Origin of the sequence: Leptolyngbya iicbica LK, assembly GCF_004212215.1 — a bacterium.
GTDB lineage: Bacteria > Cyanobacteriota > Cyanobacteriia > Phormidesmidales > Phormidesmidaceae > Halomicronema > Halomicronema iicbica.
This window is the reverse complement of sequence record NZ_QVFV01000011.1, coordinates 64,165-85,847: the sequence shown is the minus strand read 5'-3', so window position 1 is coordinate 85,847 and position 21,683 is coordinate 64,165. Positions and strand designations below refer to the sequence as shown.

18 protein-coding genes are annotated in these 21,683 nt (G+C 55.8%); 11 read left to right on the top strand and 7 right to left on the bottom strand.

Annotation, left to right across the window (positions count from 1 at the left end):
- The first annotated feature begins 34 nt into the window (after positions 1–34).
- The 4 genes from DYY88_RS24790 (at position 35) to DYY88_RS22905 (ending at position 5,972) form a co-directional block, all read left to right on the top strand.
- The gene (locus tag DYY88_RS24790) at positions 35–3,751 is read left to right on the top strand and encodes an ExeM/NucH family extracellular endonuclease (RefSeq protein ID WP_052288625.1); all 3,717 of its coding nucleotides are present in this window, start codon (positions 35–37) and stop codon (positions 3,749–3,751) included.
- A 172-nt stretch (positions 3,752–3,923) separates the two neighbouring features.
- Entirely contained in the window at positions 3,924–4,196 is a 273-nt protein-coding gene (gene yccX / locus DYY88_RS22915; protein WP_039728814.1) for an acylphosphatase, read from the top strand.
- A gap of 53 nt (positions 4,197–4,249) precedes the next feature.
- On the top strand, positions 4,250–4,717 hold the full coding sequence (locus DYY88_RS22910) for an MOSC domain-containing protein (protein ID WP_039728813.1): 468 nt from the start codon (positions 4,250–4,252) through the stop codon (positions 4,715–4,717).
- 274 nt (positions 4,718–4,991) lie between these two features.
- Positions 4,992–5,972, top strand: coding sequence for an ion channel (locus tag DYY88_RS22905; RefSeq protein ID WP_044151393.1), 981 nt, complete (start codon positions 4,992–4,994; stop codon positions 5,970–5,972).
- On the opposite strand, the gene lipA is transcribed toward DYY88_RS22905, so the two are convergent.
- Positions 5,899–6,807, bottom strand: a complete 909-nt coding sequence (gene lipA, locus DYY88_RS22900; RefSeq protein ID WP_437438595.1) for a lipoyl synthase — start codon at positions 6,805–6,807, stop codon at positions 5,899–5,901. The genes DYY88_RS22905 and lipA overlap by 74 nt on opposite strands.
- A gap of 325 nt (positions 6,808–7,132) precedes the next feature.
- On the opposite strand from lipA, the gene atpD reads away from it, so the two are divergent.
- From atpD to DYY88_RS22880, 4 genes are all read left to right on the top strand, one after another.
- Positions 7,133–8,599, top strand: a complete 1,467-nt coding sequence (gene atpD, locus DYY88_RS22895; protein ID WP_044151717.1) for a F0F1 ATP synthase subunit beta — start codon at positions 7,133–7,135, stop codon at positions 8,597–8,599.
- 3 nt (positions 8,600–8,602) lie between these two features.
- A complete protein-coding gene (locus DYY88_RS22890; protein WP_039728811.1) occupies positions 8,603–9,010 on the top strand; it encodes a hypothetical protein in 408 nt (135 codons plus the stop codon).
- The gene (locus DYY88_RS22885) at positions 9,000–9,329 is read left to right on the top strand and encodes an AtpZ/AtpI family protein (protein WP_039728810.1); all 330 of its coding nucleotides are present in this window, start codon (positions 9,000–9,002) and stop codon (positions 9,327–9,329) included. The genes DYY88_RS22890 and DYY88_RS22885 overlap by 11 nt, the downstream gene beginning before the upstream one ends.
- Positions 9,330–9,734: 405 nt before the next feature.
- Positions 9,735–11,732 (top strand): glycoside hydrolase family 10-like protein, encoded by a 1,998-nt coding sequence (locus DYY88_RS22880; protein WP_165390138.1) that lies wholly within the window; start codon positions 9,735–9,737, stop codon positions 11,730–11,732.
- A gap of 180 nt (positions 11,733–11,912) precedes the next feature.
- Here DYY88_RS22880 and DYY88_RS22875 read toward each other — a convergent pair whose 3' ends face one another.
- The 4 genes from DYY88_RS22875 to DYY88_RS22860 form a co-directional block, all read right to left on the bottom strand.
- A complete protein-coding gene (locus DYY88_RS22875; RefSeq protein ID WP_039728809.1) occupies positions 11,913–13,502 on the bottom strand; it encodes a glycoside hydrolase family 57 protein in 1,590 nt (529 codons plus the stop codon).
- A gap of 360 nt (positions 13,503–13,862) precedes the next feature.
- The gene (locus tag DYY88_RS22870) at positions 13,863–15,962 is read right to left on the bottom strand and encodes a hypothetical protein (protein WP_039728807.1); all 2,100 of its coding nucleotides are present in this window, start codon (positions 15,960–15,962) and stop codon (positions 13,863–13,865) included.
- 81 nt (positions 15,963–16,043) lie between these two features.
- On the bottom strand, positions 16,044–16,490 hold the full coding sequence (locus tag DYY88_RS22865; RefSeq protein ID WP_039728806.1) for a DUF4399 domain-containing protein: 447 nt from the start codon (positions 16,488–16,490) through the stop codon (positions 16,044–16,046).
- 249 nt (positions 16,491–16,739) lie between these two features.
- Positions 16,740–17,222, bottom strand: a complete 483-nt coding sequence (locus tag DYY88_RS22860) for a type II secretion system protein (protein ID WP_044151392.1) — start codon at positions 17,220–17,222, stop codon at positions 16,740–16,742.
- 279 nt (positions 17,223–17,501) lie between these two features.
- Between DYY88_RS22860 and DYY88_RS24980 the strand changes: the two genes are divergently transcribed.
- On the top strand, positions 17,502–17,633 hold the full coding sequence (locus tag DYY88_RS24980) for a hypothetical protein (protein WP_302849264.1): 132 nt from the start codon (positions 17,502–17,504) through the stop codon (positions 17,631–17,633).
- A 403-nt stretch (positions 17,634–18,036) separates the two neighbouring features.
- Here DYY88_RS24980 and DYY88_RS22855 read toward each other — a convergent pair whose 3' ends face one another.
- A complete protein-coding gene (locus DYY88_RS22855; protein WP_039728803.1) occupies positions 18,037–18,486 on the bottom strand; it encodes a hypothetical protein in 450 nt (149 codons plus the stop codon).
- 554 nt (positions 18,487–19,040) lie between these two features.
- On the opposite strand from DYY88_RS22855, the gene DYY88_RS22850 reads away from it, so the two are divergent.
- Positions 19,041–19,604 carry a cofactor assembly of complex C subunit B gene (locus tag DYY88_RS22850; RefSeq protein WP_039728801.1) on the top strand — a complete coding sequence of 188 codons (564 nt, stop codon included), beginning with the start codon at positions 19,041–19,043 and terminating at the stop codon, positions 19,602–19,604.
- Between the two features lie 115 nt (positions 19,605–19,719).
- Here DYY88_RS22850 and DYY88_RS22845 read toward each other — a convergent pair whose 3' ends face one another.
- Positions 19,720–20,034, bottom strand: a complete 315-nt coding sequence (locus DYY88_RS22845) for a DUF3155 domain-containing protein (RefSeq protein WP_039728799.1) — start codon at positions 20,032–20,034, stop codon at positions 19,720–19,722.
- 247 nt (positions 20,035–20,281) lie between these two features.
- Here DYY88_RS22845 and DYY88_RS22840 point away from each other — a divergent pair, with 247 nt between their 5' ends.
- Positions 20,282–21,634: a sensor histidine kinase gene (locus DYY88_RS22840; RefSeq protein ID WP_130199571.1), complete on the top strand. Its 1,353-nt coding sequence runs from the start codon at positions 20,282–20,284 to the stop codon at positions 21,632–21,634.
- Positions 21,635–21,683: the final 49 nt, after the last annotated feature.

Here is a 21,683-nt window from a genome sequence, read left to right as displayed (position 1 = left end):
TAACTAGATAGTTTTCTCAGGAGTCAATAATCGAATGGCTACGACACTTTCTGCTGGCGATATTGCTATCACAGGCTTTAATTTTGATAACCCAGATGAGCTTGCGTTTGTCCTCCTTGTGGACATCGAAGCGGGGACTCAGATCACCTTTACGGACAATGGCTGGCTAGCGGCTGGCGGTTTTCGCGCCAATGAAGGGAGCTTTACTTGGCAAGCGACCGAAAACTTGGCGGCTGGCACCCTCGTGACTCCGACGGTGAGTGGCGTAGCGTTCTCGACTAGTGGTGACCAACTCTTGGCTTACCAGGGGGATGCTAACAGTCCCACCTTCATCTACGCGCTGAACAGTGAAGGGGCTGGGGTTTGGCAAGCCGATGCGACAAGCTCCAACACTTCTGCGCTGCCTGCTGGCCTGCTGGATGGCGCAACTGCTGTGGCGTTGGATGAAATTGATAACGCCATTTATGTTGGCCCCACATCAGGGACAAAAGCTGAGTTGTTGGCGGCGATTAGCGATCGCACCAACTGGACTGGCAGTAACAGCGATCGCCAAATCTTCTCGACATCGGCCTTCACCGTGACCGACGCGAGCGATGACTCTGGTGTGGGTGGTGACGATGACGAGACCACTGGCCCAGTGATCAATGAGGTGCTGGTCAGCACGACGGGAGCTGACGTTGAGTTCATCGAGATCTTTGGCACACCGGGCACATCGCTTGCGGGGCTGAGCATTCTCAATATTGAGGGCGGCACTGGCGCGGGCAGCATCGACAACCGCTTTGATCTCCCTGACGATGCTGTGATTGGTGACAACGGCTTTTATCTAGTTGGCAACAGCCTGGTGGCGACGGCCCTGGGGGTGATGCCCGACACGGAATTTCCCACGAATTTCTTTGAGAACAGCAGCTCCACCATTGCCCTGGTCGAAACGGCGACTATTGCTGGCGATGGGGTCTCCGGTGCCGAAGCCGTGGTCGATGCGGTGGCTCTGCAAGATAGCAATAGCGGTACCTTTTTCTACGGTGCACCAGTCCTCGGCCCCGACGGCAGTTTCTATCCTTCTGCTGTTACGCGATCGCCTGATGGCGGCGATTTCCAGATTGTAGATGCCTTTAGCCCAGCGGGCGCTAACACCACCCCCACCGCTGGCACCGATAACAATGGCGGCGACAACAGCAGCGGCGATGCGCCCCTAACTCTCATTAGCGCAATTCAAGGGAATGGTGCGGTCAGTCCGCTCGACGGCAGCCCGGTCACGGTTGAAGCCGTTGTAGTGGGAGACTTCCAAGATGGCGGCGCGGGCACGAACGGTGATTTCAACGGCTTCTTTGTGCAAGAAGAAGATACCGACGCCGACGGGGATGCGGCCACCTCGGAAGGACTGTTTATTTTCGACGGCAATAGCCCAGTCGTGGATGTGAACGTGGGCGATCGCGTTCGGGTCACCGGTACGGTCACGGAGTTCTTCGGCGAAACGCAACTCTCCGGCGTGACCGTCGAAGTGCTCGACAACGGCGACAACAGCGGACTGGTGACTCCGGCCACAGTGACCTTCCCGGTCGCGAATACGGTGACCAACAGCGACGGTGCCCTGATTGCCGATCTGGAAGCCTATGAAGGCATGTTGGTCACGATTCCTCAGGAATTGACCGTGTCGGACTTGTTCACCCTGGGCCGCTTTGGCGATATCGGCCTCCACGCCGATGGCCGGTTGGAAACCTTCACCCAAGTTAACGCTCCCAGTGTCTCTGGGTTCCAGGCTTACCAAGACCTGGGCGTGCGCAACACTGTGATTTTGGACGACGGCAGTACCGTGCAAAATCCCGCAGTGATTCCGTTCGAGATTCCCGCCGAACCAGGAGATATTGTGGGGCAGCTGGATGCGAATGACGATTTGAATGTGGGCGACACGGTCACTGACCTGACTGGGGTCGTGCGGTTTAGTCGTGGTTCCGGCGGCTCTGGGGACGAAATCTATCGCATCAACCCGGTTGAGACGGTGGAGTTTGTCAACAGTAATCCTCGTCTGACCGAGGCTCCCGAAGTTGGCGGCAACCTCAAGGTTGCATCCTTCAACGTCCTCAACTTTTTTACTTCGCTAGGCGATGAAGGATTAACGTCTGGGCCGGAGGGTCTTTCTCCCCGAGGGGCAGATAATCAGTTTGAATTCGATCGCCAGGTGGCAAAGCTGGTCGCGGCGCTGGCGGCAATTGAAGCGGATGTCTTTGGTCTAGTCGAACTCGAAAATGAGTTTGGCGATGTCAATGGCGACGGTGAGTTTGCGATCGGCTTTCTGGTCGATGCCCTGAATGCGGCGATTCCGGGGGCGAACTATCAGTACGTGGATCCCGGTATGGACTATGTGGGGACGGATGCGATCGCGGTGGGCTTCATTTACAACGCGAATACGGTCGGCATTGCTGAGGGCACAACGGTCGAAGTCCTTTCTGATAGCGACCTGGCAGGGCTCGGCGTTGATTCGGGTAACTCCGTGTTTGATGGCTCTGGCACTAGCCGCAACCCGATCGCCGTCACGTTTGAAGAGTTGGCGACTGGGGAAACCTTCACAGCGGTCAACAACCATTTCAAGTCCAAGGGCTCCATCAGTCCCTTCGGCAACAACGCCGGGACGGGCGATGGGACGGGCAATAACAACGAAGCTCGCCTGCAAGCCGCGATCGCGATCGATGCCTGGCTAGACACCGACCCCACCGGCTCCGGCGACAACGACTTCCTGATTCTGGGCGACCTCAACGCCTATGGCATGGAAGATCCCATCCAATATCTGCTGGGTGAAGGCTACGCCAACATGGTGGCAGCCTTCCTGTCGCCAGGGGAAAACAGTTACTCCTTTGGCTTCCCCCTGGATCTGGATACCAGCCCACAAGTCCAAGCCTTTGGCGCTTTGGATTACGCCCTTGCTAATGCTTCCCTCGCGGCTCAGGTCGTCGATGCCGCCGAATGGCATATCAATGCCGATGAAGCCTCCGCGTTTGACTACAACACCAACTTCAAACCGGACGCGCAAGTCGATGACCTGTTCGGAGCCAATCCCTTCCGCTCCTCTGACCACGATCCCCTCATCGTTGGGCTGAACTTGAGCAGCCCCGATGACGACAATAACGACACCGACCCAGACAACGGCGGTAACGGGGGCGATGACGACAATGACGACACCGACAATGGCGATACTGGCACTGATAACGGCAGTACTGGCGGCGAGCATGACGGCACCGATGATGACGATACCGATACTGACACGGACAACGGCGGTACTGACAATGGTGGTACTGACGATGGTGGCGAGGATGTAATTGCCGAAATCCTTGACTTGACAGGGATTGACGGCAACATCACGGCAAATGTCAGCCTCCAGCGTGAAGCTGCATTCGACAATTTGCTGCAGTTTTATGTCACTGACGTCCGGGGCGCTGTGAACGGCATCAATCCGGGTGAAGCAGGCTATGAAGACGCGGTACGGCACAACCTGCTAGCCATGCCGCAGCTCTTTGTTGAGAACCTGAGTACCCGGAACACCACCATCACCCTGGAAGGCGGTTTCTACTATGCGCCAGCGCTCATCATCGATGGCGACCTGCATAATCTGGCAACCATTGGCGATGCGGCGATGGGTATGACCATGATCCAGCGCGACGGCAACGTGTGGACCTTTGAAGACTGGGTTGATGCGGACTTCAATGACCTGGAGTTTGCCATTAATTCTGTCGAATCCACCGCGATCGCCAGCTAAGGCCGATCACAACGCCTGAGTGGTTGGCGTTGCCCTATGCACCTGGGTCTCAGGGGCAGTTCACGACCGCCCCTGAGACCCTTGCCGATCATTCTTGCCTTTCCTATCGTTTTAGACGGCTTGGCCCACGAACTAAGCTACGGTATTCACGGCAGAGATCATTGATTGCAGCATGGACAGAGTTCACCTGATCGTCCAAGGCCTTGTGCAAGGCGTCGGCTTTCGATATCACACCCAAAATGAGGCAGTGCGGTTGGGCCTCACCGGCTACGTCAAAAACTTGCCGGACGGCACCGTCGAGATTGTGGCTGAGGGACCGTCTCCGGTGGTGGCTGAGTTGCTGGATTGGGCGAAACAGGGACCGCCAGCGGCGCAAGTCAAGCAGGTGGATATCACCTACGGCAGCGCTAATGGGGAGTTCGGGAGCTTCACGATCGCACGCTAGATCTAGTGAGTGTGAAAGTAGCTGGGGGAACTTAATTTTCGTGAGGGAAATGGATGATCGGGCGAATTGTGCAAATTAGTCTTTCGCAGGGCGGGGTGCCCAAAACAGCGGTGCCGGAAGCCGAAGTGGTGACGACGGGGTTGGTGGGCGATCGCCACAGCAATCCCGACATTCACGGTGGTCCCGAAAAGGCCGTCTGTCTGTGGGCGCTGGAAGTGATTGAAGCTTTGCAGCAAGAAGGCCATAACCTCGCCCCTGGATATGCCGGAGAAAACGTCACCATCACTGGTCTCGACTGGTCGCAAATCAGGCCGGACTCGCAGTTGCAGCTGGGCCATGATGTGGTGTTGGAAATCGCCAGCTACACGACGCCCTGCCGCAAAAATATGCGCTGGTTTGCCGACAAGCGCTACAGTCGCATCAGCCAAAAACACCATCCCGGCAGCAGTCGCGTCTATGCGCGGGTGTTGCAACCCGGCAAAATTTGCACTGGAGATGCCGTTACTCTAATAGCGCCATAAACACTCACCACTGTGGTGACTGGCAAGGCTGTTTATCGGGCTGACCACTTTTCCCTGATCGTTACTCTGTTTGGTATCGGTGCGCTCCTCACAATTCACAGGGTTGCTTTGTACACTGGGAGGGTGCTCAGTCAGCCTGCGTGCTTGCAGGCAGTAACTAGGTGTATCGCGAGTTGTCCGACGTTGTGAAGTGCAGCGCCGGATTTCTTTGAAATTCCCCCATCACAGGGGCGAGTGCGTCACCGTTTCGCAGTGGTGTCATCCAGAGAGACTCATGGATAATCCTTATTCCCGCCCGACCCCGCAGCGTATCGTCAAGCGTGATGGTGAATTTCCCGACATTATTCGGTTGGGCGATCCCCATTCCCCCTGGCGCGATCTTTACCATCTCCTGCAAACCATTTCTTGGCCGGGGTTTGTGGCGGTTTTGTTGATGGCCTATTTGTTGGTCAATGCGGCTTTTGCAGTGGCCTATTTGCTGGGGGGAGATGCGATCGCCAACGCCGATCCCAACTCCTTTTTGGATGCGTTTTTCTTTAGCGTGCAAACCATGGCCTCCATCGGGTACGGGGCGATGTATCCCCAAACCGACTACGCCAACTTCCTTGTTGTGGCCGAATCCTTCATCGGGCTATTGTTCATCGCGATGGCCACGGGGATGATCTTTGCTCGCTTTTCGGTGCCCACCGCCCGCATCCTGTTCAGTCATTACGCGCTGATTGCCCCCTTCAACGGTGCCCCGTGCCTGATGTTTCGCACCGCCAACAAGCGCCGCAACCGAATTTTAGAAGCGCAACTGTGGGTGACGTTAGTGCGCGACGAGTTCACCAAAGAAGGCGACCTCTTTCGTCGTTTTTACGATCTGGAGTTGATCCGATCGCACACACCGCTCTTTGCCTTAACCTGGACGGCACTGCATCCGATCAACGAAAAGAGTCCTCTCTATGGCGCCACGCCGGAATCGCTGCGCCGAGACCACGCCGAAATCATCGTGATCATTACTGGCATTGACGAAAATCTGTCGCAAACAATCCACGCTCGTCACTCATTCGTGGCGGACGAGGTATTGTGGAATTTTCGTTTCAAGGACGTGTTGGGGTGGACGCGGGATGGCCGTCGCGCCATCAATTTCAACAACTTTGACAAGGTGTATCGCGTTGACCCAGTAAACGGCTATGCCCTCACACAGGAACCGTTCGAGGATATTGCGCCATCAAAGTCTGCACCTGCTCGGCGTGGTAAGAGCTCCGAGTAAGGGGCGACGACACCACCTGCAAAAAGCCCATCTCTTCGCCGATGACGCGCCACGCATCAAACTGCTCGGGCGTAATGAAATCTTGTAGCTGCAGGTGCTTGTCGCTGGGTTGCAGATATTGGCCGATGGTCAAGATATCGCAATCGACCCGTCGCAAATCGGCCATCGTCTGCCGCACTTCTTCATCGGTTTCACCCAAGCCGACCATAATGCCTGATTTGGTGTAAACCCACGGGGCCAGTTCCCGCGTGCGCCGCAACAGCTCTAGCGACTGGTCGTAGTTGGCCTGGGGCCGTACCCGCCGATACAGACGTGGCACCGTTTCCGTATTGTGATTCAGGACTTCGGGCTTCGCTTTTAGAATGTCGGCCAGCGCATCCCAGTTGCCGCACAGGTCAGGAATCAAGACTTCGATGGTCGTCTTGGGGGATAACTTGCGTACTTCTTCGATGCAGCGGACAAACTGAGACGCGCCGCCATCGGGCAAATCATCGCGGTTCACGGCGGTGATCACCACATGGTTGAGGCCCATGCGCTTCACGGCTTCGGCCAAGCGCCAGGGTTCCGTCGGGTCAAGTGCCTGGGGCTTTTTCTCAAAGTCAATATCGCAATAGGGGCAGGCGCGGGTGCAGGCTGGCCCCATGATCAAAAAGGTGGCAGTTCCCGCGTTGAAGCATTCGCCAATGTTGGGACAGGATGCTTCTTCGCAGACTGTGTTGAGCTGCAAATCGCGCAGCAAGGATTTGACGTTGCCGACTCGCTCCCATTGCGGAGCCTTGACCCGAAGCCACTCTGGTTTTACCGCCACGATGCTCTCTTCACGTTTCAATGACACGCTTTCCATCCTAACGGTTGGACTGGGCATTTTGCGGTTCGAGATCGCTCAAATCGTTTGCGAACCATAGAAGTCTGTGATGTGTCTTAAAGAAAGACATCTGGCTTTGGAAAATAGGCCCAATCGATCGCGCTAGGCACCCGGTCCCTGCGGTCTAACAGTTGGTTATCGAGTTACCCGTCAGGGACCGGGTGCCTCTTAACTTTGGTGTGGGATCTGCCTGCTTGAGGCAAGGCGGCGTCATCATAGGAGTATGTGGGGCCGTCACGCTGGAGCGATCGCCTATGTTCCGTTCGACGACTCCACCAACGACCAGGAGCGAACGATGACTGCCATCCTGACAACGGCTGATCAGTTTGCACCGGGGCGAGTGCTTGCCCTGCGGAGCAGCGTCGTGGATGTCTGCTTTGCCGAGGGGTTGCCAGAGTTGAACACCCGGCTGGAAGTGCCGGGCGAGCCGCCGGTCATTCTGGAGGTGGTGAGTCAAGTCGATGAGCACGTTGTCCGGTGTATGGCGTTGACCCCCACTTCGGGTTTGGCACGGGGACGCCAAGTGATTAATACGGGGCAGCCCATCACTGTGCCCGTGGGCGATCGCCTCTTAGGGCGAGTCTTTGACGTATTTGGCCAGGCGATCGATGGCAAAGACCCGGTGACCGGGGGCGAGTGGCGCTCCATCCACCAAGCACCGCCGCCGATTACGCGCCAGTCCACTCAGGCCGAAATTCTCACGACGGGTATTAAAGCGATCGATCTGCTGGCACCGCTAGAACGGGGCGGCAAAGCGGGACTGTTTGGCGGGGCTGGCGTCGGCAAGACCGTGCTGATTACCGAGATGATTCACAACATGGTGAGCCAGCATGAGGGCATCAGTCTGTTTTGTGGCATTGGAGAGCGCAACCGCGAGGCCGAGGAGCTGTACCAGGAGATGCAAGACGCGGGGGTTCTGGAAAATACGGTGATGCTGTTTGGCCAGATGAACGAGCCGCCAGGGGCCCGTTTTCGCGTTGGTCATGCGGCGCTGACCATGGCGGAATATTTTCGTGACGACGCCCAGCGCGACGTGTTGTTGCTGATTGACAATGTGTTTCGCTTCATTCAAGCGGGGCAAGAGGTGTCGGGCCTGATGGGGCGATTGCCGTCGCGGGTAGGCTACCAGCCAACTTTGGGCACCGAACTCTCGCAATTTCAGGAACGCATTACCAATACGGGAACCGGGGCGATTACCTCGGTGCAGGCAGTGTATGTGCCTGCGGATGATTTTACTGATCCCGCAGCAGTGCATACCTTTGGGCATCTATCAGCGTCAATTGTGCTGTCTCGCAAGCGGGCGAGTGAGGGACTGTACCCGGCGCTAGATCCGCTGCAATCCAACTCCAAAATGCTGTCGCCGCAGATTGTGGGCGATCGCCATTACCAGACTGCTCGCGCCGTTCGCAGTACTTTAGCAGCCTACGCCGATCTGAAAGACATCATCGCCATGCTGGGACTTGAAGAATTATCAGAGCGCGATCGCAAAACGGTGCGGCGGGCGCGGCGGCTGGAGCGTTTCCTGACTCAGCCATTTTTCAGTACGGAACAGTTCACGGGCAAAGCGGGTAAGCGAGTGTCGCTGGAACAAGTGCTAGACGGGTGCGATCGCATCTTGAATGATGAATTTGCCCACTACGCTGAACAGACGCTCTACATGATTGGGGCAGTGGACGAGGCTGAGCGATCGTCCTCAAGGGGCGCCGCAGCCGCAGCTGTCGTGGGTGATCCATCGACCGATGTCTCGCTGGCGGAGACGTAGCCCATGGCTGATACCTTTGCCCTGACCATTCTCTTGCCCCATCGAGTGCTGCTCACAACGTGCGCCAGCCGTCTCGGAGCCGATGCCGAGCAGGGGCGGTTTGTGGTGTGCCCCAACCATATAGATTGTGTCACCGTCCTCGTGCCCGGCATTCTCTACTATCAGGAGCCCGAGGAGACCCGATTTGTGGCGATTGATACGGGGCTTTTGGTCAAGCAGGCCGAGCAAGTGTGGGTATCGGTGCTGCAAGCAGTACAGAGCGACGATCTGGAGCAACTGGAACACATTATCGATCACGAATTTCGGGCGTTGAATGAGCGCCAAAAACAAACTCAAACGGCATTGACGCGGCTAGAGGTAAGTTTTATGCGCGGCATGATGAATATCGGGAGGGCCCATCGTGAGTTCTGACCCTCAATCTCAAAAGCCCCCGCCGCGCCAAAAGCCTGACGCTCATCAAGCCGAGTTTCGACTACGGTTACACCGCCAGCTCCAACGTCGCCGTCGAGCCCAGCGCGAAAAACAGCACCCCTTCTATGGTCTGAGCGTGTTTGGCGTGGTGGGGTGGTCGGTGGCCTTACCCACGCTCATTGGCATTGCGATCGGGGTGTGGATCGATCACAATTGGCCCAGCCAATATTCTTGGACGCTAATGTTGCTCTTTGCCGGAGTTGTTCTGGGCTGCCTCAACGCCTGGGTGTGGATCGATATGACCCATCGGGGCAAATGAGTTGCTCAGCGGTCAGCTCAATGAACTACCCAGGGGTCAGGTCCCTTGTGAGTTCATCGAGGCGTTTTACTGGGCTTACCCAAAGGGACCTGACCCCTGGAATACGGTATTTGACAGCGATTTCCAGACAATCGCCGAGATTTGTCGGGGAATCGCTCTGATCGTCTGTAAATAAAAACAGCAAATTCTTTAGCGACTGTGTCGTCTCATTTGGTGAATTAGCGATTAAATGTGATGAGAAAAATTGTTCCTGAACGATCGCACGTGGCTAGCTAGGTTGACCGACGGAAATGGCTGTTAAGAGGCGCTGAATCTATGCGTAAGTTGGCAAAATTGGGCGGGTGGTGTCTGTCTGGGGTGGTCATAAGCTGGCTGCTGGTCAATGCAGTTCCGGCGAGGAGTGCCATGACGCCTCCAGAGTCGCCATCCGCAGCAATGACGGCTCCTTGGTTCAGCGATCGCACGATCGCTCAAAACCGCACTCGCCTCGGCATTCCCCAAGATCTTGACCCCGCCACGCTGCCCGATTTTCCGTCTCGCGATTTAAACGGTGAGTCTCGCGACCCTGCCGACCAGATTGCCCCACCGGGGCTCCTCGTGCGTCCTGGCGATGCCCCAATTTCTTACTTTTTCGGCATCCGTATGGAAAAGGAACTCGATAGCCTGGTGGGGCGCTACGAGAGTGCCCTCTTTGCCGCCAACGCTGCGAGCCAGCCGGTCGAGGTGCGCCTGCCCGAAGCGGGGGAATCGGTTGCCACAACTGAAAATAAATCACGCCCTGCGAGTACTGAGCTCGCCGTCGTCAGCACTCCCGCCCTCGAAGCCGCCAGCCAGCTCAAGCAAGACTGGCCCGATTTGCTCGCTACCGAAGCCTATGGTGAGGCCCGTCGCCGCTGGCTCGACGTGCGCGATGCCCTGTGGGACGAATTTCCCCTCGATCGTCCCTTTGCCCAAACCGAAATTCGGGCCATGTGGCTCGATCGCGGCAGCATTGTGCGGGCTGGTTCCCGCGCTGGCTTGGCCCGGCTCTTCGACAACATGCAAACGGCGGGCATTAACACCGTCTTTCTCGAAACGCTGAACGCAGGCTTCCCGATTTATCCCAGTCAGGTCGCCCCGCAGCAAAATCCTCTGACCCAAGGGTGGGATCCCCTCGCTGATGCGGTGGAACTGGCCCATGAGCGCAATATGGATCTGCATGCCTGGCTCTGGATCTTTGCGGCGGGCAACTTACGACACAATGCGATTCTGGCGCAATCGGATGAGTTCTTGGGGCCGTCGCTGACCGCCAACCCTGATTGGGTAGGCTATGACCAAGCCGGGAGCCCGATTCCCCTGGGGCAGACCAAACCGTTTTACGACCCCGCTAATCGGGAACTGCGGGATTATTTGTTGCGGCTAGAGGCGGAGATCATCACCAACTACGATGTGGATGGCCTGCAACTCGATTACATTCGCTATCCGTTTCAAGATCCATCGGATGAGCGCACCTACGGCTATGGCACCGCTGCCCGCCAGGCCTTTCGCCGCCAAACCGGGGTTGACCCGATCTATCTCACTCCCCTGGTAGATCCCTGGCTGCCTCGGGGAGAGCGCGATCGCCTCCATGATCTCTGGCAAGCCTGGAATGACTTTCGCATTGAGCAAGTTACCAGCTTTGTCGCCGAAACCTCGGAGTTGGTGCGCCGCGAGCGTCCCGACATCACCCTCTCGGTGGCCGTTTTTGCCATGTCGGAGGAAGAGCGCCTGCTCAAAATCCAACAAGACTGGAATACCTGGGCCGAAGAGGGACTCGTCGATTGGATCGTGCTGATGAGTTATGCCCAAGACGCCAACCGCTTTTCTGAATTGATTACGCCGTGGGTGGTGGACCAGAGTTATGATTCGACACTGGTGATTCCGGGACTGCGCCTGTTGAATATGCCGGTGCCCGTCATGATTGACCAATTGCAGACCCTGCGGGATATGCCCGCTACAGGGTATGCCCTCTTTGCCACTGATAACCTCGATCGCCGCCTGCAAGGCATTCTCAACACCACTCAGGGGCAACACGAAAGTCTCATCCCGCAAAAAACTCCCTACGCTACTGCCTCAGAACGCTACCAAGCGCTGCAACGGGAATGGAATTGGCTGTTGACCAATGGGCTCATCACCCTGCAACCGCGTCTGGCAGAACGCTGGGTGATGGAGGTGAACGCCGTCGGCGCGAGTCTAGATGCCTTGGCCAACAACCCCGACGCGGCCACAGCGGCGGCTGTGCAACTACAGGTTCAAGCGCTGCAAAGGAGTATTGGGGCTGGGCTCACCCTAGATATCACTACGACCCCTGAGTATCGACTGGGCACCTGGAAAAATCGCCTGGAGGCGATCAACCGCTTTCTCGCTTATGGCGCGCAGAGATAGTTCACTGACAATGCCCTATGAGCTGAGGGCGATGCGCTGAAAGAACCTCTCCAGACTCGGCAAGGAGCTTTATGGGTTGAGCAATGCCCAACCCCAACAACTAAGGATGCGATCAGCAATCCCCTCTCAGTGCGGTCTAGAGGTTTTTGAATCACCGGGTTTTCCTTCCAGTCGAGGCATTTAGAGCGATCGATAAACGCGGTAATTGATATTGGGGAAGATATTGTCGATCGCTTCTAACTTCACCAGCCAGCCTGAATCGACTTTGCCCTCATTAATGTCTTCCCAGAGCTTGGTAAAGCGAGAGAGGTGAGATCGCGTCCGCCGCACGGCATAGGGCACCATCGTCCCCGTCCGCATGATGAAGGCCCAGTCCGACGATTGCGCCAGCAGGAGTTCTCGTGCCGCTTGGTTCAGAGCCCGCCATTCCAGGTCATCCGCCGGTTCCCGCTTAGCCAGATCAATCATCCGTTCCGCCGCTTTATGCAAGTGGGGATAAATCCAGGAATTCGTTTCATTGAGCCAGTATTCATGGAAGCCCTTATAGCCCCAACTGGACTGGGAGGGCTTCGCCACCTGCTGAGTGGGATTATCGCGCAGATAATCGGCCAGGTGCGTCATCTCGTAAGTGCCCTGGTCAAACCAGGTCTTGCGGAAGAGATAGTCGAGGAACCACGGCCCCTCGTACCACCAGTGACCAAACAGCTCGGCGTCGTAGGGCGACACAATGACCGGAGGACGCTGCATGATGCCGTGCAAATGCTCGACCTGTCGCTCTCTGTTGAACATGAAGTTGGCGGCGTGCTCGGCTGCTTTTTCCCGTGCCCAGTAGGGGTCGTACCAATCCTTATCAGATAAGCCGAGTCCCTTACCCGTGATCTTGTGATACTTGATGCCCACATTTTTGCGCTGGCCGTTGGGCATCACATAGGGCTTGATATATTCATACTCGGCATCCCAGCCCAGGTCACGGTAAAACTCGCGATATTCTGCCGCGCCAGGATAACCCACTTGGGATGACCACACCTGCTGTGAGGATTCATGATCGCGCCCAAAAGCTGCCACCCCAGTTTCCGTGTAAATCGGCGCATAGGAGCCAAACCGAGGTCGAGGACGCGCGTACAAAATACCGTGACCGTCGGTTAAGAAGTAGCGTAGGCCAGCATCGGCCAGCATCCGCTCGACACCTTCGTAGTAAGCGCATTCTGGCAGCCAAATGCCGTTGGGGGGGCGATCGAAGTGCTCGGCGTAGCTCTCCACGGCCACTTTCACTTGCGCCCACACCGCTTCGGGATACATCTTCATCAGCGGCAGATAACCATGGGTCGCGCCGCAGGTGATGATTTCTAAGTTATTGCTGTCCTGGTATTGCTTGAAAGCTTTGATGAGATCGCGATCGTACTTTTCCCAGATTTCACGAACGTGGCTAAATTCTTCAGCGTAGTGCTCGGCCAAGTAGCGCAGGTGACCGTTATGCTCGTTACGCTCCACTTCCATCTCGATCAGTTCTTCGAGCTTGCTGAGGTGCTCGTCATAGCGGTCTTGCAGCAGCGGGTCGCGTAACATCGACACCAGCGGCGGCGTCATGCTCATGGTCAGCTTGAAGTCAACGCCATCCCGCTTGAGGCCCTCAAACATGGTGATGAGCGGCACGTAAGTCTCGGTGATGGCCTCAAACAGCCACTCCTCTTCCAGTACGAAGTCGCTTTCTGGGTGGCGCACAAATGGTAAGTGGGCGTGCAGAACAAGGGCGAGATATCCGATACTCATAACGGTTATTTTTCTCTACTGGATGGATGGAGACGAAGCGAGGCTGACACCACGGAAGTATTGGACAGATTGTAAAGCAAATCTAAACCTTCGATAAGCCTCTCCGCGAATCGCTGACCAAGTCGGGATTTTGGGGTGTGGCGCTGGCGATCGCCCATGAACAAGGGCGAAGACGGGCGACTGTAAAGTGTTGGCGGGGCAAGTGCCGGTTGATGCCACATCAGTTTGACTCATTGGGTCTAGCGCTGGTTGCGGTAATGGGTGGCCAGCTTGAAACTTGTTGCATGGCGTTGTTGAAGGGGGCTCCTGAGAGAAGTGGCTGCGATCGCGCAGCGTCGCTTGGGCGAATCGCTGCCAAGCTTAATCGAGGGATAACGGCTCAGCTAGGTCAACTAAGGCTAACAGTGGCCCAGTCTGCTCCTGACCGTTCACCGCTAGGTCGCTGTGGCAGAGGATGACCCGCTCAGTGGTTCGACCGAGTAAGTCTCGCAAAATTCGCTCAAGGCGGGCTTCATGGCTGTGCTCGACAAAGTCGACGGTCATTGGTTGGCCGTTCCAATCTTGCAGAAAAGCGGCATAGCCAAATAGCTCATCGGTGCCGGTGAGCCAGCGGGGTGAGCTCGCATCGAGCCAATACTGTCGACGGTGCTGCAAGCGCTGCGATCGATATTGAAAGACGGTGGATAGGGTAACGCCCTGTTGGTCGGGCTCTAGCGACCTGACGGGGTAGGGATTAGCCGTCACAATGCCCTGCTGGAGTAACTGCAAAAATCGCGCCACGGGCGATCGCGATGTCTCTAAGCTGTCACCACTGAGCTGCTGGCGTTGGCGGAGTCGTCCTTGCACTTCCCAAAAATGTTGGGCGGTTTCCATCAGTTCGCGGAGGGCGGCGAGTTGGTCATAGGGGAGATAGTTGCCCCGCCAGAGAAACTCTTGAATGGCCCGATCAATCAGGTTGACGGGACTGGTGATCAGCCGCTGCTGGCGGGCTTGCTGCTGCTGCGCAATCCACTGGCGAATGGCGTTGTAGGCATCGGTGGCTTGATAGCCGAGGCGATCCCATCGAGGAAATTCGGTCACGTCTAACAGTTGTGGCTGTTCGGGATCGGGCTGAAAGCAGTGATCCACGATGAGCTCGGCCCGTACGGGATCAATTTGCACGCGCTCAAACCAAGAGCGCTGAGGGTTGCCCGTGGGCGATTGGCTGAGCACCACCAGCATTTCGGCGACGGCGTCGGTGGTTAAGTGTCTTCCTAAACCGGGATAAACAAAGGGCAGTAAGGTCAACACCGATCGCACTAAGGGCGTACTCACTAGGGGGCGCTGGTCGTTGAGCGACGCGACTGGAATGCCTTGCTTTTGTAAGATTTCGGCCAGGGTATAGCGGGCGATCGCGTCAAAACCGGGGCCAATCACCGCAATCTCTCCGGGGGGCACCGCCTCATGGTGAATGGTATGGGCGATCGCTTCGGCAGTTTGGCGTAGCAGTTCTCCCCGTGAAGTGGCTTGAATCAGGTTGACCGCTTCAACTGGTTGGGGCGTCGCGACGGGGTTTAGTACCGTTTCAACCACGGCGGTCGCCCAAGTGGCCGCCAGGGCATCGGGGGCTGTGTCAGGCAAGATTTCCACAGTGGCGATCGCTCGCAAGTCAAAGGTCGCCGCCGGATCCGCCCCGACGCCGACTCTGACTTGGCCATGGGGATTCCAGGTGACGGCAGTGGGCAAGCCCCAACGATCGCCATAACGCAAGAGATCGGCAAAAATGCCGGGATATTCATCCCAATCGTCGGCAAACAGTCCGCCAAACCGCTGCGGAAATTTCTCTTGATAAAGCGGATGGGGCAGTAAATGTTGCCCGTACAATTCTGTGGCGATGCCATAGGTTAAAAAGCCATGACGCAGACACCAATCACGCCAATGCATCACGGCCTCAGCGATCGCGCCCCAAACTTCCAACGTGGCGGTGCCCCTGGGCATGCCGTCTGCCAGCAGGGTGGGCAAATCGGCCGCAGGAATGCCCCCCGCCGCTGCCAATTGCAAAAAGTCGAGCGATCGCCGCACGATTTGCGTTTCCGTCCAGCCGGGCACTTCCAACTTCCCTTCGTCTAGAGCCTGCCGCCAAAGTTGAGTCGCCAATTCTTGCTCATTTTCGGGGCGCAGCTTCATCGGAAACTGCGGACTCAGATCCAGGGCTTCTACCAAAACTGGCCAGAATAAAGTGACCTCGTTTTGAATAAAGCCAGCAGGCGTCGCTGTGGTGATCGGCAAGGCTGCAGGTACCGCATCGGCCAGGCGATCGGTGAGCGTCAGGCGGGTATCGCCATTGGCCGCAAATAACAGATAAACTGCTCCCGGCGGCAGGGTCGCAGACGAGGCAACGGCCACAGTGGTTAAATGCTCCAGCAATCGGCCCGTCTTGCCGCTGCGGGTGCCCCCTTCAATCCAGGTGAGATTCGTCATGGCCCAAGCTTATCGCGTGCTCACACGCAAGACTGACCTACCAAGAGTCATCTGGCTTCGCACTGAGGGCATTACAGTCACCTATTTCACGGTGATCGTAATCGGGTCTGAGAGTACCGGCGGATCGTGGGGCACGTGGACGTAGTTGGCGAGCAACAATTGCAGGGTGTGTTCGCCCGGCGAGAGCGTCAGCATCGCTTCAGTTTGCCCGCCGCCAAAGTGCTTGATGTGATCGGTCGCGGGCAGGGCTTCGTCTAACTTTGGCAATTCGGCCAAGTCAATCAGCAGGTGATGGTGCCCCGTGCCCGCTTGGTCAATGCCAGCGGGGGCGACTCCCATCTCTTTGAGGCCAAATTTGACGGCGAATGGGCTCGTCACCACGGCACCGTCTTGCGGCGTAATGAGATAAACCTCGGCGTTGCTAGGAGCCGTAGAGCGATAGTCGTTGGCGAGTGCAGGCTGCCCCGCCGATAGCACCACGGTCACCATCAGCAACAGCCAACTCGCTAAAGCGATCGCGCGTTTCATAACCACCTATTCCCATTCCAATACAGTGCTGCCTGCATCCTATCAGCCCATCTGCCGGACTGCTGTCGACTGCTGCCAATCATGGGGCATTCTCACCAGAATGTGGATGCTCAGCCGTGGTGATAGTCGGGACGGTCGTTGACGGCCAGGCACTCTAAGAATGTGGCCAGCATGGCGCGGCATCTAACTCTGACCTGTTGTGGCCCAGGATGGTTAAAGATCTGCCAGGGCAGCGCCTGACTTGCCCGGTTATCGAATTGAGCCCTGAGCAATCGGGCAATCATAAAGATCAACTCCTAGCACCAAATCATCTTCAAAGGCGAGAAAACTTTGCGGCTCAGCGTTGACCTGATGGACTTGATAATTACGCTGACCATCTTCGCCATTAAATCCGATCTGGACGTAGCATTTGCCCCCGCCGACGCCCCAGTGGTCGTAATCGTATTCACCATTCATGGGCGGAGTTTCTGGCCAGTTCACAATGCCATTGGGGCGCGCGCCGGCATTTGTATCTGGCGGATATTTGCCATTTTCCAACAGGTAGGCCTGGACCTCTCTGGCCATCACCCCCATTTGTTGTTTGACCTCGGCATATCGGGCCCGACGAACCATTGAGCTATAAGCCGGATAAGCCAAAGCGGCCAAGACGCCGAGAATCACAATCACCACAAGCAACTCGATGAGGGTAAATCCGCTTTGATTCTGAATTTGCTGACGATTTTGTAGGCGCATGGGATGTATGGGGAGAGGCACAAACAGGTCATTCGGCTTGACCTTGCCAACCGTCGGACACGAGGTCCGCTCAGGTGTTTAAGGCCGATCTATTGACTGGTGACAGCAGCCATGAGCTTCATCACTATTCGCCAATAGACGCTTACGCTTTCTGCCGTGCGATCGCCCAACAGTATTTGCGGCGCAAAGTTAGTCAATTCCCCATAAAAAGCGCTGCTAACTTTACCGATTCTTTATAAATTTCTAGGGTTGATTCGGTTGCGATCAGAGTCAAACCCTGTGTCGAAAAGCGATCGCGTCATCGAAGTGTTGCCGAGCGAGCCGCCGACCAACCGGGATGAGTGTGGAGTGAACGACCGACTAGAGGTTCAAAATCTGCTGCCGATGCTGGAAGTTCGCCGCGTGTTGTGAACCCACCACCACTCACCCCTCTGGAAGGAAGACGCTGCACGTCTGAGAGCAAGGTATAAGGAGGCGAGATAATTCGAGTGCAGTCGGCAAGACTGATAACTAAATACTGATGTTGAGTTCAGCTTTGACGCTCTAGTGTCAAAGCTGAACTCTGTAGGCGATTTGGACTGTGGCGATCGCCTACGGAATCAGTGTTTTTCTGGGGCGTACTGAGATCTTCCCTCTGACTGCTCGAACTGCCAAAGTGGTCTTATCGGTGATGCAGCGATAGATCGCAACGTCAGGTGAACGGAGTGCTGAGAGACGGATTCACGACACAAACTCGGCACCTTCCGCCGCCCTGACTCATGAACCTAGCTCACATCATGAGCCAGGCAGTTATTTTTTTGCTAACTTCCTAACACTAGGCAGCGGTTTTGCTGGCTGCAGGCTGATGCCAGGAAAGCGATAACGTCTGTCGGCCCAACTCACGATGGTGGGGAGCACATTGCCAGTCAGGATGGGCGGTCATCAACAGCGACTCCAGCGCCTCTTGGTCAAAAAGATGCGTCGCCGGATGGCCGTTGACTTCAAAATCGATAGCAAAACAATTTTTCGAAGCGCATCGGATCGCTAATGCAGTACCCGTAGCGGTTGGCAGCTCTAACGTATCGCCAGCGACTAAACCTCGAAAGGCTAAAATCGCCTGCCGAAACTGATCAAAGTCGTGGGTGCTCAGCCCTGGCAAAATAATCGGCTTAGCTTCATCCCCATTGACCAGCAACCAATAGCGGCGGAGGGGATCAATCCCAACCAGCCAGGTTTGCTCATCATCTAATCGATATCGGGGAACTAGGGGAAAGCGATCGCTCATAGCTGCATCCGAAAACTCGTTCTTTAATAGGATTTCCTACTCGGCAGGATTTCTCAATCCTATGAAACAAAAGTTTAATGATGGCGATAAATTTTGTGAATGAGCTGCGACCAAACTGTTCCTGCTAGCGTGAGCGGAGTTTTTGCCCGGTGGCTTGTAACTGCGTGATTACTGTTCATGCTTCTACGCAAAAGCGCCGTTCTTCAGTAGCAGGTACGATCAGCGATCGGTTTTCAACCAACTCCATCAACCGATGAGGCTCTTCTGCGATGGTTTCCTGTTCTGGTCAACCACTGACAAGGGAGTGCAACTGATGATTTCTAAACGGTCAAGAAGTGGGAAGATAGACGGTGATTAAGGGCCACACGACTAGGGTGTTGGCTCAATCAGTGGGCGACTCGATGACTACCAGATATTGGCCTCCTGCCCTCTGAATTCACGTCGTTATGAACGGCTGACTCAGACCTGCGGCCCTAGTGAACCTGGCCCTTGGCCCACATAAGCGATCGCTTTACCAGCGCTTTTTGCTGAATTACTGATCTGAACGGAATTCTATGACTGCTGTCGAACAACTGGTGCCGCCCTCGATCTTTGGGTTGACCTTTCTGCTATTTATTGGACTGTTCTTTTTTATTCGGGCTTCGACCAAAGACCGCACCGAGACAGCCCTGTACGTGACAGCTCTATCGGATGTGGCCCTGCTAGAAAAACTGCAGGAGTATTTTGCCAATCGGGCCTATCGGGTCAAAGTGGTCGATCCGGAGTCGGGGCAAATCGCTTTGGAAGGCAACGTTGGGGCCAGCGTGTTTCTGGCGGTTTTTTTGGGAGGGCTCGCAGCGGTTGGTTTATTGTGCCTAGCGTTGGTAATAGTCATATCGGCCCCACAGCTGGGTTATTGGCCTTATGCGTTGTTGGGGTTATCGCCGCTGGCTGCTTGGTTTTATTGGCGCGGGGCCAATCGCTTAGAGCAAGTTTCGTTTTGTGTTTTGCCATCGGATGAGACAACCCAGGCCGCAGACCAAGCCGTTGAAACACGACTAAAGGTCACAGCCCACCGTGACGAACTCGCCACGCTAGTTGCTCACTTACCTTTAAAGCAACAACGAGAGACAGAGTAGTTAATCTCTGCCTCTCGTTAATTTAGGAGTCTACTGTTTCTCTTGTTTCTAAACGAGATACTGAAAGGCTGGAAAACTTTATTGTCTCAAGAACTCCAGCGATCAGATGAAACGCTTACTTCGATAAGCTCACCACTTCATCTTCATCTTCATTCAACAGGGCTCTCAAGCTAGGAAACAAAAAGTGGTTCTCTTCAACATACTGGGCACCAAACAGACCTTTCTCTGCCCAAAAATATCGATCAGTTGTGTGCTCGTTACGTTTCACCAATAACAATGCGGGGGGAGCAATGTTTTCACTATGGATAAAGTTACGAGCTGCGGTCACCGGTTTATCAGTGCCACTTTCGATACTATATTGAGGTACACACTCCAGAATACGCCTACCTTCTAGACGACGGCGGCTTTTGCGTTTACGTCTTCTTGCCAACCTGCCTACCTCCTACTCTCTGGTGTACATATAAAATAGGGGATGTAGTTTGTGCTACAAAACCCTAACCTTGCAAAGTATATCCGGTAAAAACTAAAATTTCAACTTGTCTAAACGTACTATTGGGTAACTGGCGTGGTTAAATGGTAAGTTTTCGTGAGCCGCCCCTTACCCATAGTCTGAAGCTGTATACAGCTCCTGGTCAGGGGTTTGATTTTTCTTTTTGAAAGGCTTTTCGGCGATTTTGATGATGTTGATGCCTGCCAGCGCAGAATTTGCCGCCCTGTGTCAGTCTCAATTGGCGATGATGACCAAGCTGGTAGGGGCTGACTCGACTGCTGTCTACATGGCGGAAGGGTGGTCAGATCAAGCCAGCCCTAATTTATTGCCGATCGCGGTCTACCCACCAGAGCCGGCTGGGACAGAATCCCCAACGTTGAACAGGTCGTTGCCGGCAGCAACGGGTAACTTAGCCGCGCTACGGGGGCGGCCTGATAAGCTTGCCGCCGTCCGGCCGTTTGAGTCTGCTCCTTCTGAGTCGGCTGATACAGCAGCACCGCCGGAGCAATTGGCGATTCCTATGATGCATGAGGGCGGCGTGTTTGGGGTGCTGGTGAGCTGGCGCGCCGATCGCCCCTGGCGCGATGTCGAGCGCGATCGCCTGGAGGAATGTGCGCGATCGCTGACTCTCGCTTGTGTGTTAGATCAGCGTGGTCAATGGCTGAAAACGCAGATGTCGTCTTTAGACCATGTGCAGGCACAGCAGTCCGATCGCTTCCATGAGCTGCTGCATCAGTTGCGCAGTCCGCTGACGGCGCTGAAAACCTTTGGCAAGTTGCTGACCAAGCGATTACCGACGGAAGATCCCAATCGGCGGCTGGTGACTAACATGCTGCGCGAGAGCGATCGCATGCAAGAATTGCTGGGCTACTTTGATGACACGCTCCAGGCGGCGGATGATTCGCGGGAGGAGACCGCGACCACCATTCCCTTACTGCTGCCTGCTGATAAGACGGTTAAGGCCTCGCCAGCCTTGGCGGCAGCCCCGGATTCATTGGCTCATTTTGGGGGAGCCTTGACCCTGCAGACGATCGCGATCGCCACGATCGTTTTGCCATTGGTGGAACTCACACAGCCCCTCGCCGAAGATGCGGGGTTATGGCTGCAAGCGATTGCGGATGATGAAGGTCTGCAGGTGCAGGCTGATCCTAAAGCGCTGACTGAGAGTTTGAGCATTGTGATCGACAATGCGCTGAAATACGCTACGCCTGGCAGCCAAATCTGGTTGGAATGGGGGTGGTCTTTGCCCAGCGCCCCCGACTTAGTCGGCATTGTGGTGGGAGATACGGGCCCTGGCATTCCCCCAGAAGATCAGGGGCGCATTTTTGAGCGGCATTACCGGGGTTTGCAGGCAGCTGGAGACTTGGATGGCAGTGGGCTAGGACTGGCGATCGCGGCGGATTTGGTGCAAGAAATGCACGGTCAGATGCAGGTGTTTAGTCCGCTCTCGGCTTGGCCCTATTCATTGCCTGACATGATTTCTGCAGAGGCTCACGAGCACGGCACGATATTTGTGATTTGGCTGCCGCGATCGCAGTAGGACTCAAAACGAATCCAAAGCTCTTTCTGGCGGAATCTGTACACCGTGT

Excerpts from the sequence above, each read along its gene's own strand:
- DYY88_RS24790 (WP_052288625.1), top strand. The coding sequence starts at position 35 with ATGGCTACGACACTTTCTGCTGGCGATATTGCTATCACAGGCTTTAAT.
- DYY88_RS22890 (WP_039728811.1), top strand. The coding sequence starts at position 8,603 with ATGGCTGATACCTTTGCCCTGACCATTCTCTTGCCCCATCGAGTGCTG.
- DYY88_RS22875 (WP_039728809.1), bottom strand. The coding sequence starts at position 13,502 with ATGAGTATCGGATATCTCGCCCTTGTTCTGCACGCCCACTTACCATTT.
- DYY88_RS22870 (WP_039728807.1), bottom strand. The coding sequence starts at position 15,962 with ATGACGAATCTCACCTGGATTGAAGGGGGCACCCGCAGCGGCAAGACG.
- DYY88_RS22865 (WP_039728806.1), bottom strand. The coding sequence starts at position 16,490 with ATGAAACGCGCGATCGCTTTAGCGAGTTGGCTGTTGCTGATGGTGACC.
- DYY88_RS22850 (WP_039728801.1), top strand. The coding sequence starts at position 19,041 with ATGACTGCTGTCGAACAACTGGTGCCGCCCTCGATCTTTGGGTTGACC.
- DYY88_RS22910 (WP_039728813.1), top strand. The coding sequence starts at position 4,250 with ATGATCGGGCGAATTGTGCAAATTAGTCTTTCGCAGGGCGGGGTGCCC.
- DYY88_RS22855 (WP_039728803.1), bottom strand. The coding sequence starts at position 18,486 with ATGAGCGATCGCTTTCCCCTAGTTCCCCGATATCGATTAGATGATGAG.
- atpD (WP_044151717.1), top strand. The coding sequence starts at position 7,133 with ATGACTGCCATCCTGACAACGGCTGATCAGTTTGCACCGGGGCGAGTG.
- yccX (WP_039728814.1), top strand. The coding sequence starts at position 3,924 with ATGGACAGAGTTCACCTGATCGTCCAAGGCCTTGTGCAAGGCGTCGGC.
- DYY88_RS22905 (WP_044151393.1), top strand. The coding sequence starts at position 4,992 with ATGGATAATCCTTATTCCCGCCCGACCCCGCAGCGTATCGTCAAGCGT.
- DYY88_RS22840 (WP_130199571.1), top strand. The coding sequence starts at position 20,282 with ATGATGTTGATGCCTGCCAGCGCAGAATTTGCCGCCCTGTGTCAGTCT.
- DYY88_RS22860 (WP_044151392.1), bottom strand. The coding sequence starts at position 17,222 with ATGCGCCTACAAAATCGTCAGCAAATTCAGAATCAAAGCGGATTTACC.
- DYY88_RS22880 (WP_165390138.1), top strand. The coding sequence starts at position 9,735 with ATGACGCCTCCAGAGTCGCCATCCGCAGCAATGACGGCTCCTTGGTTC.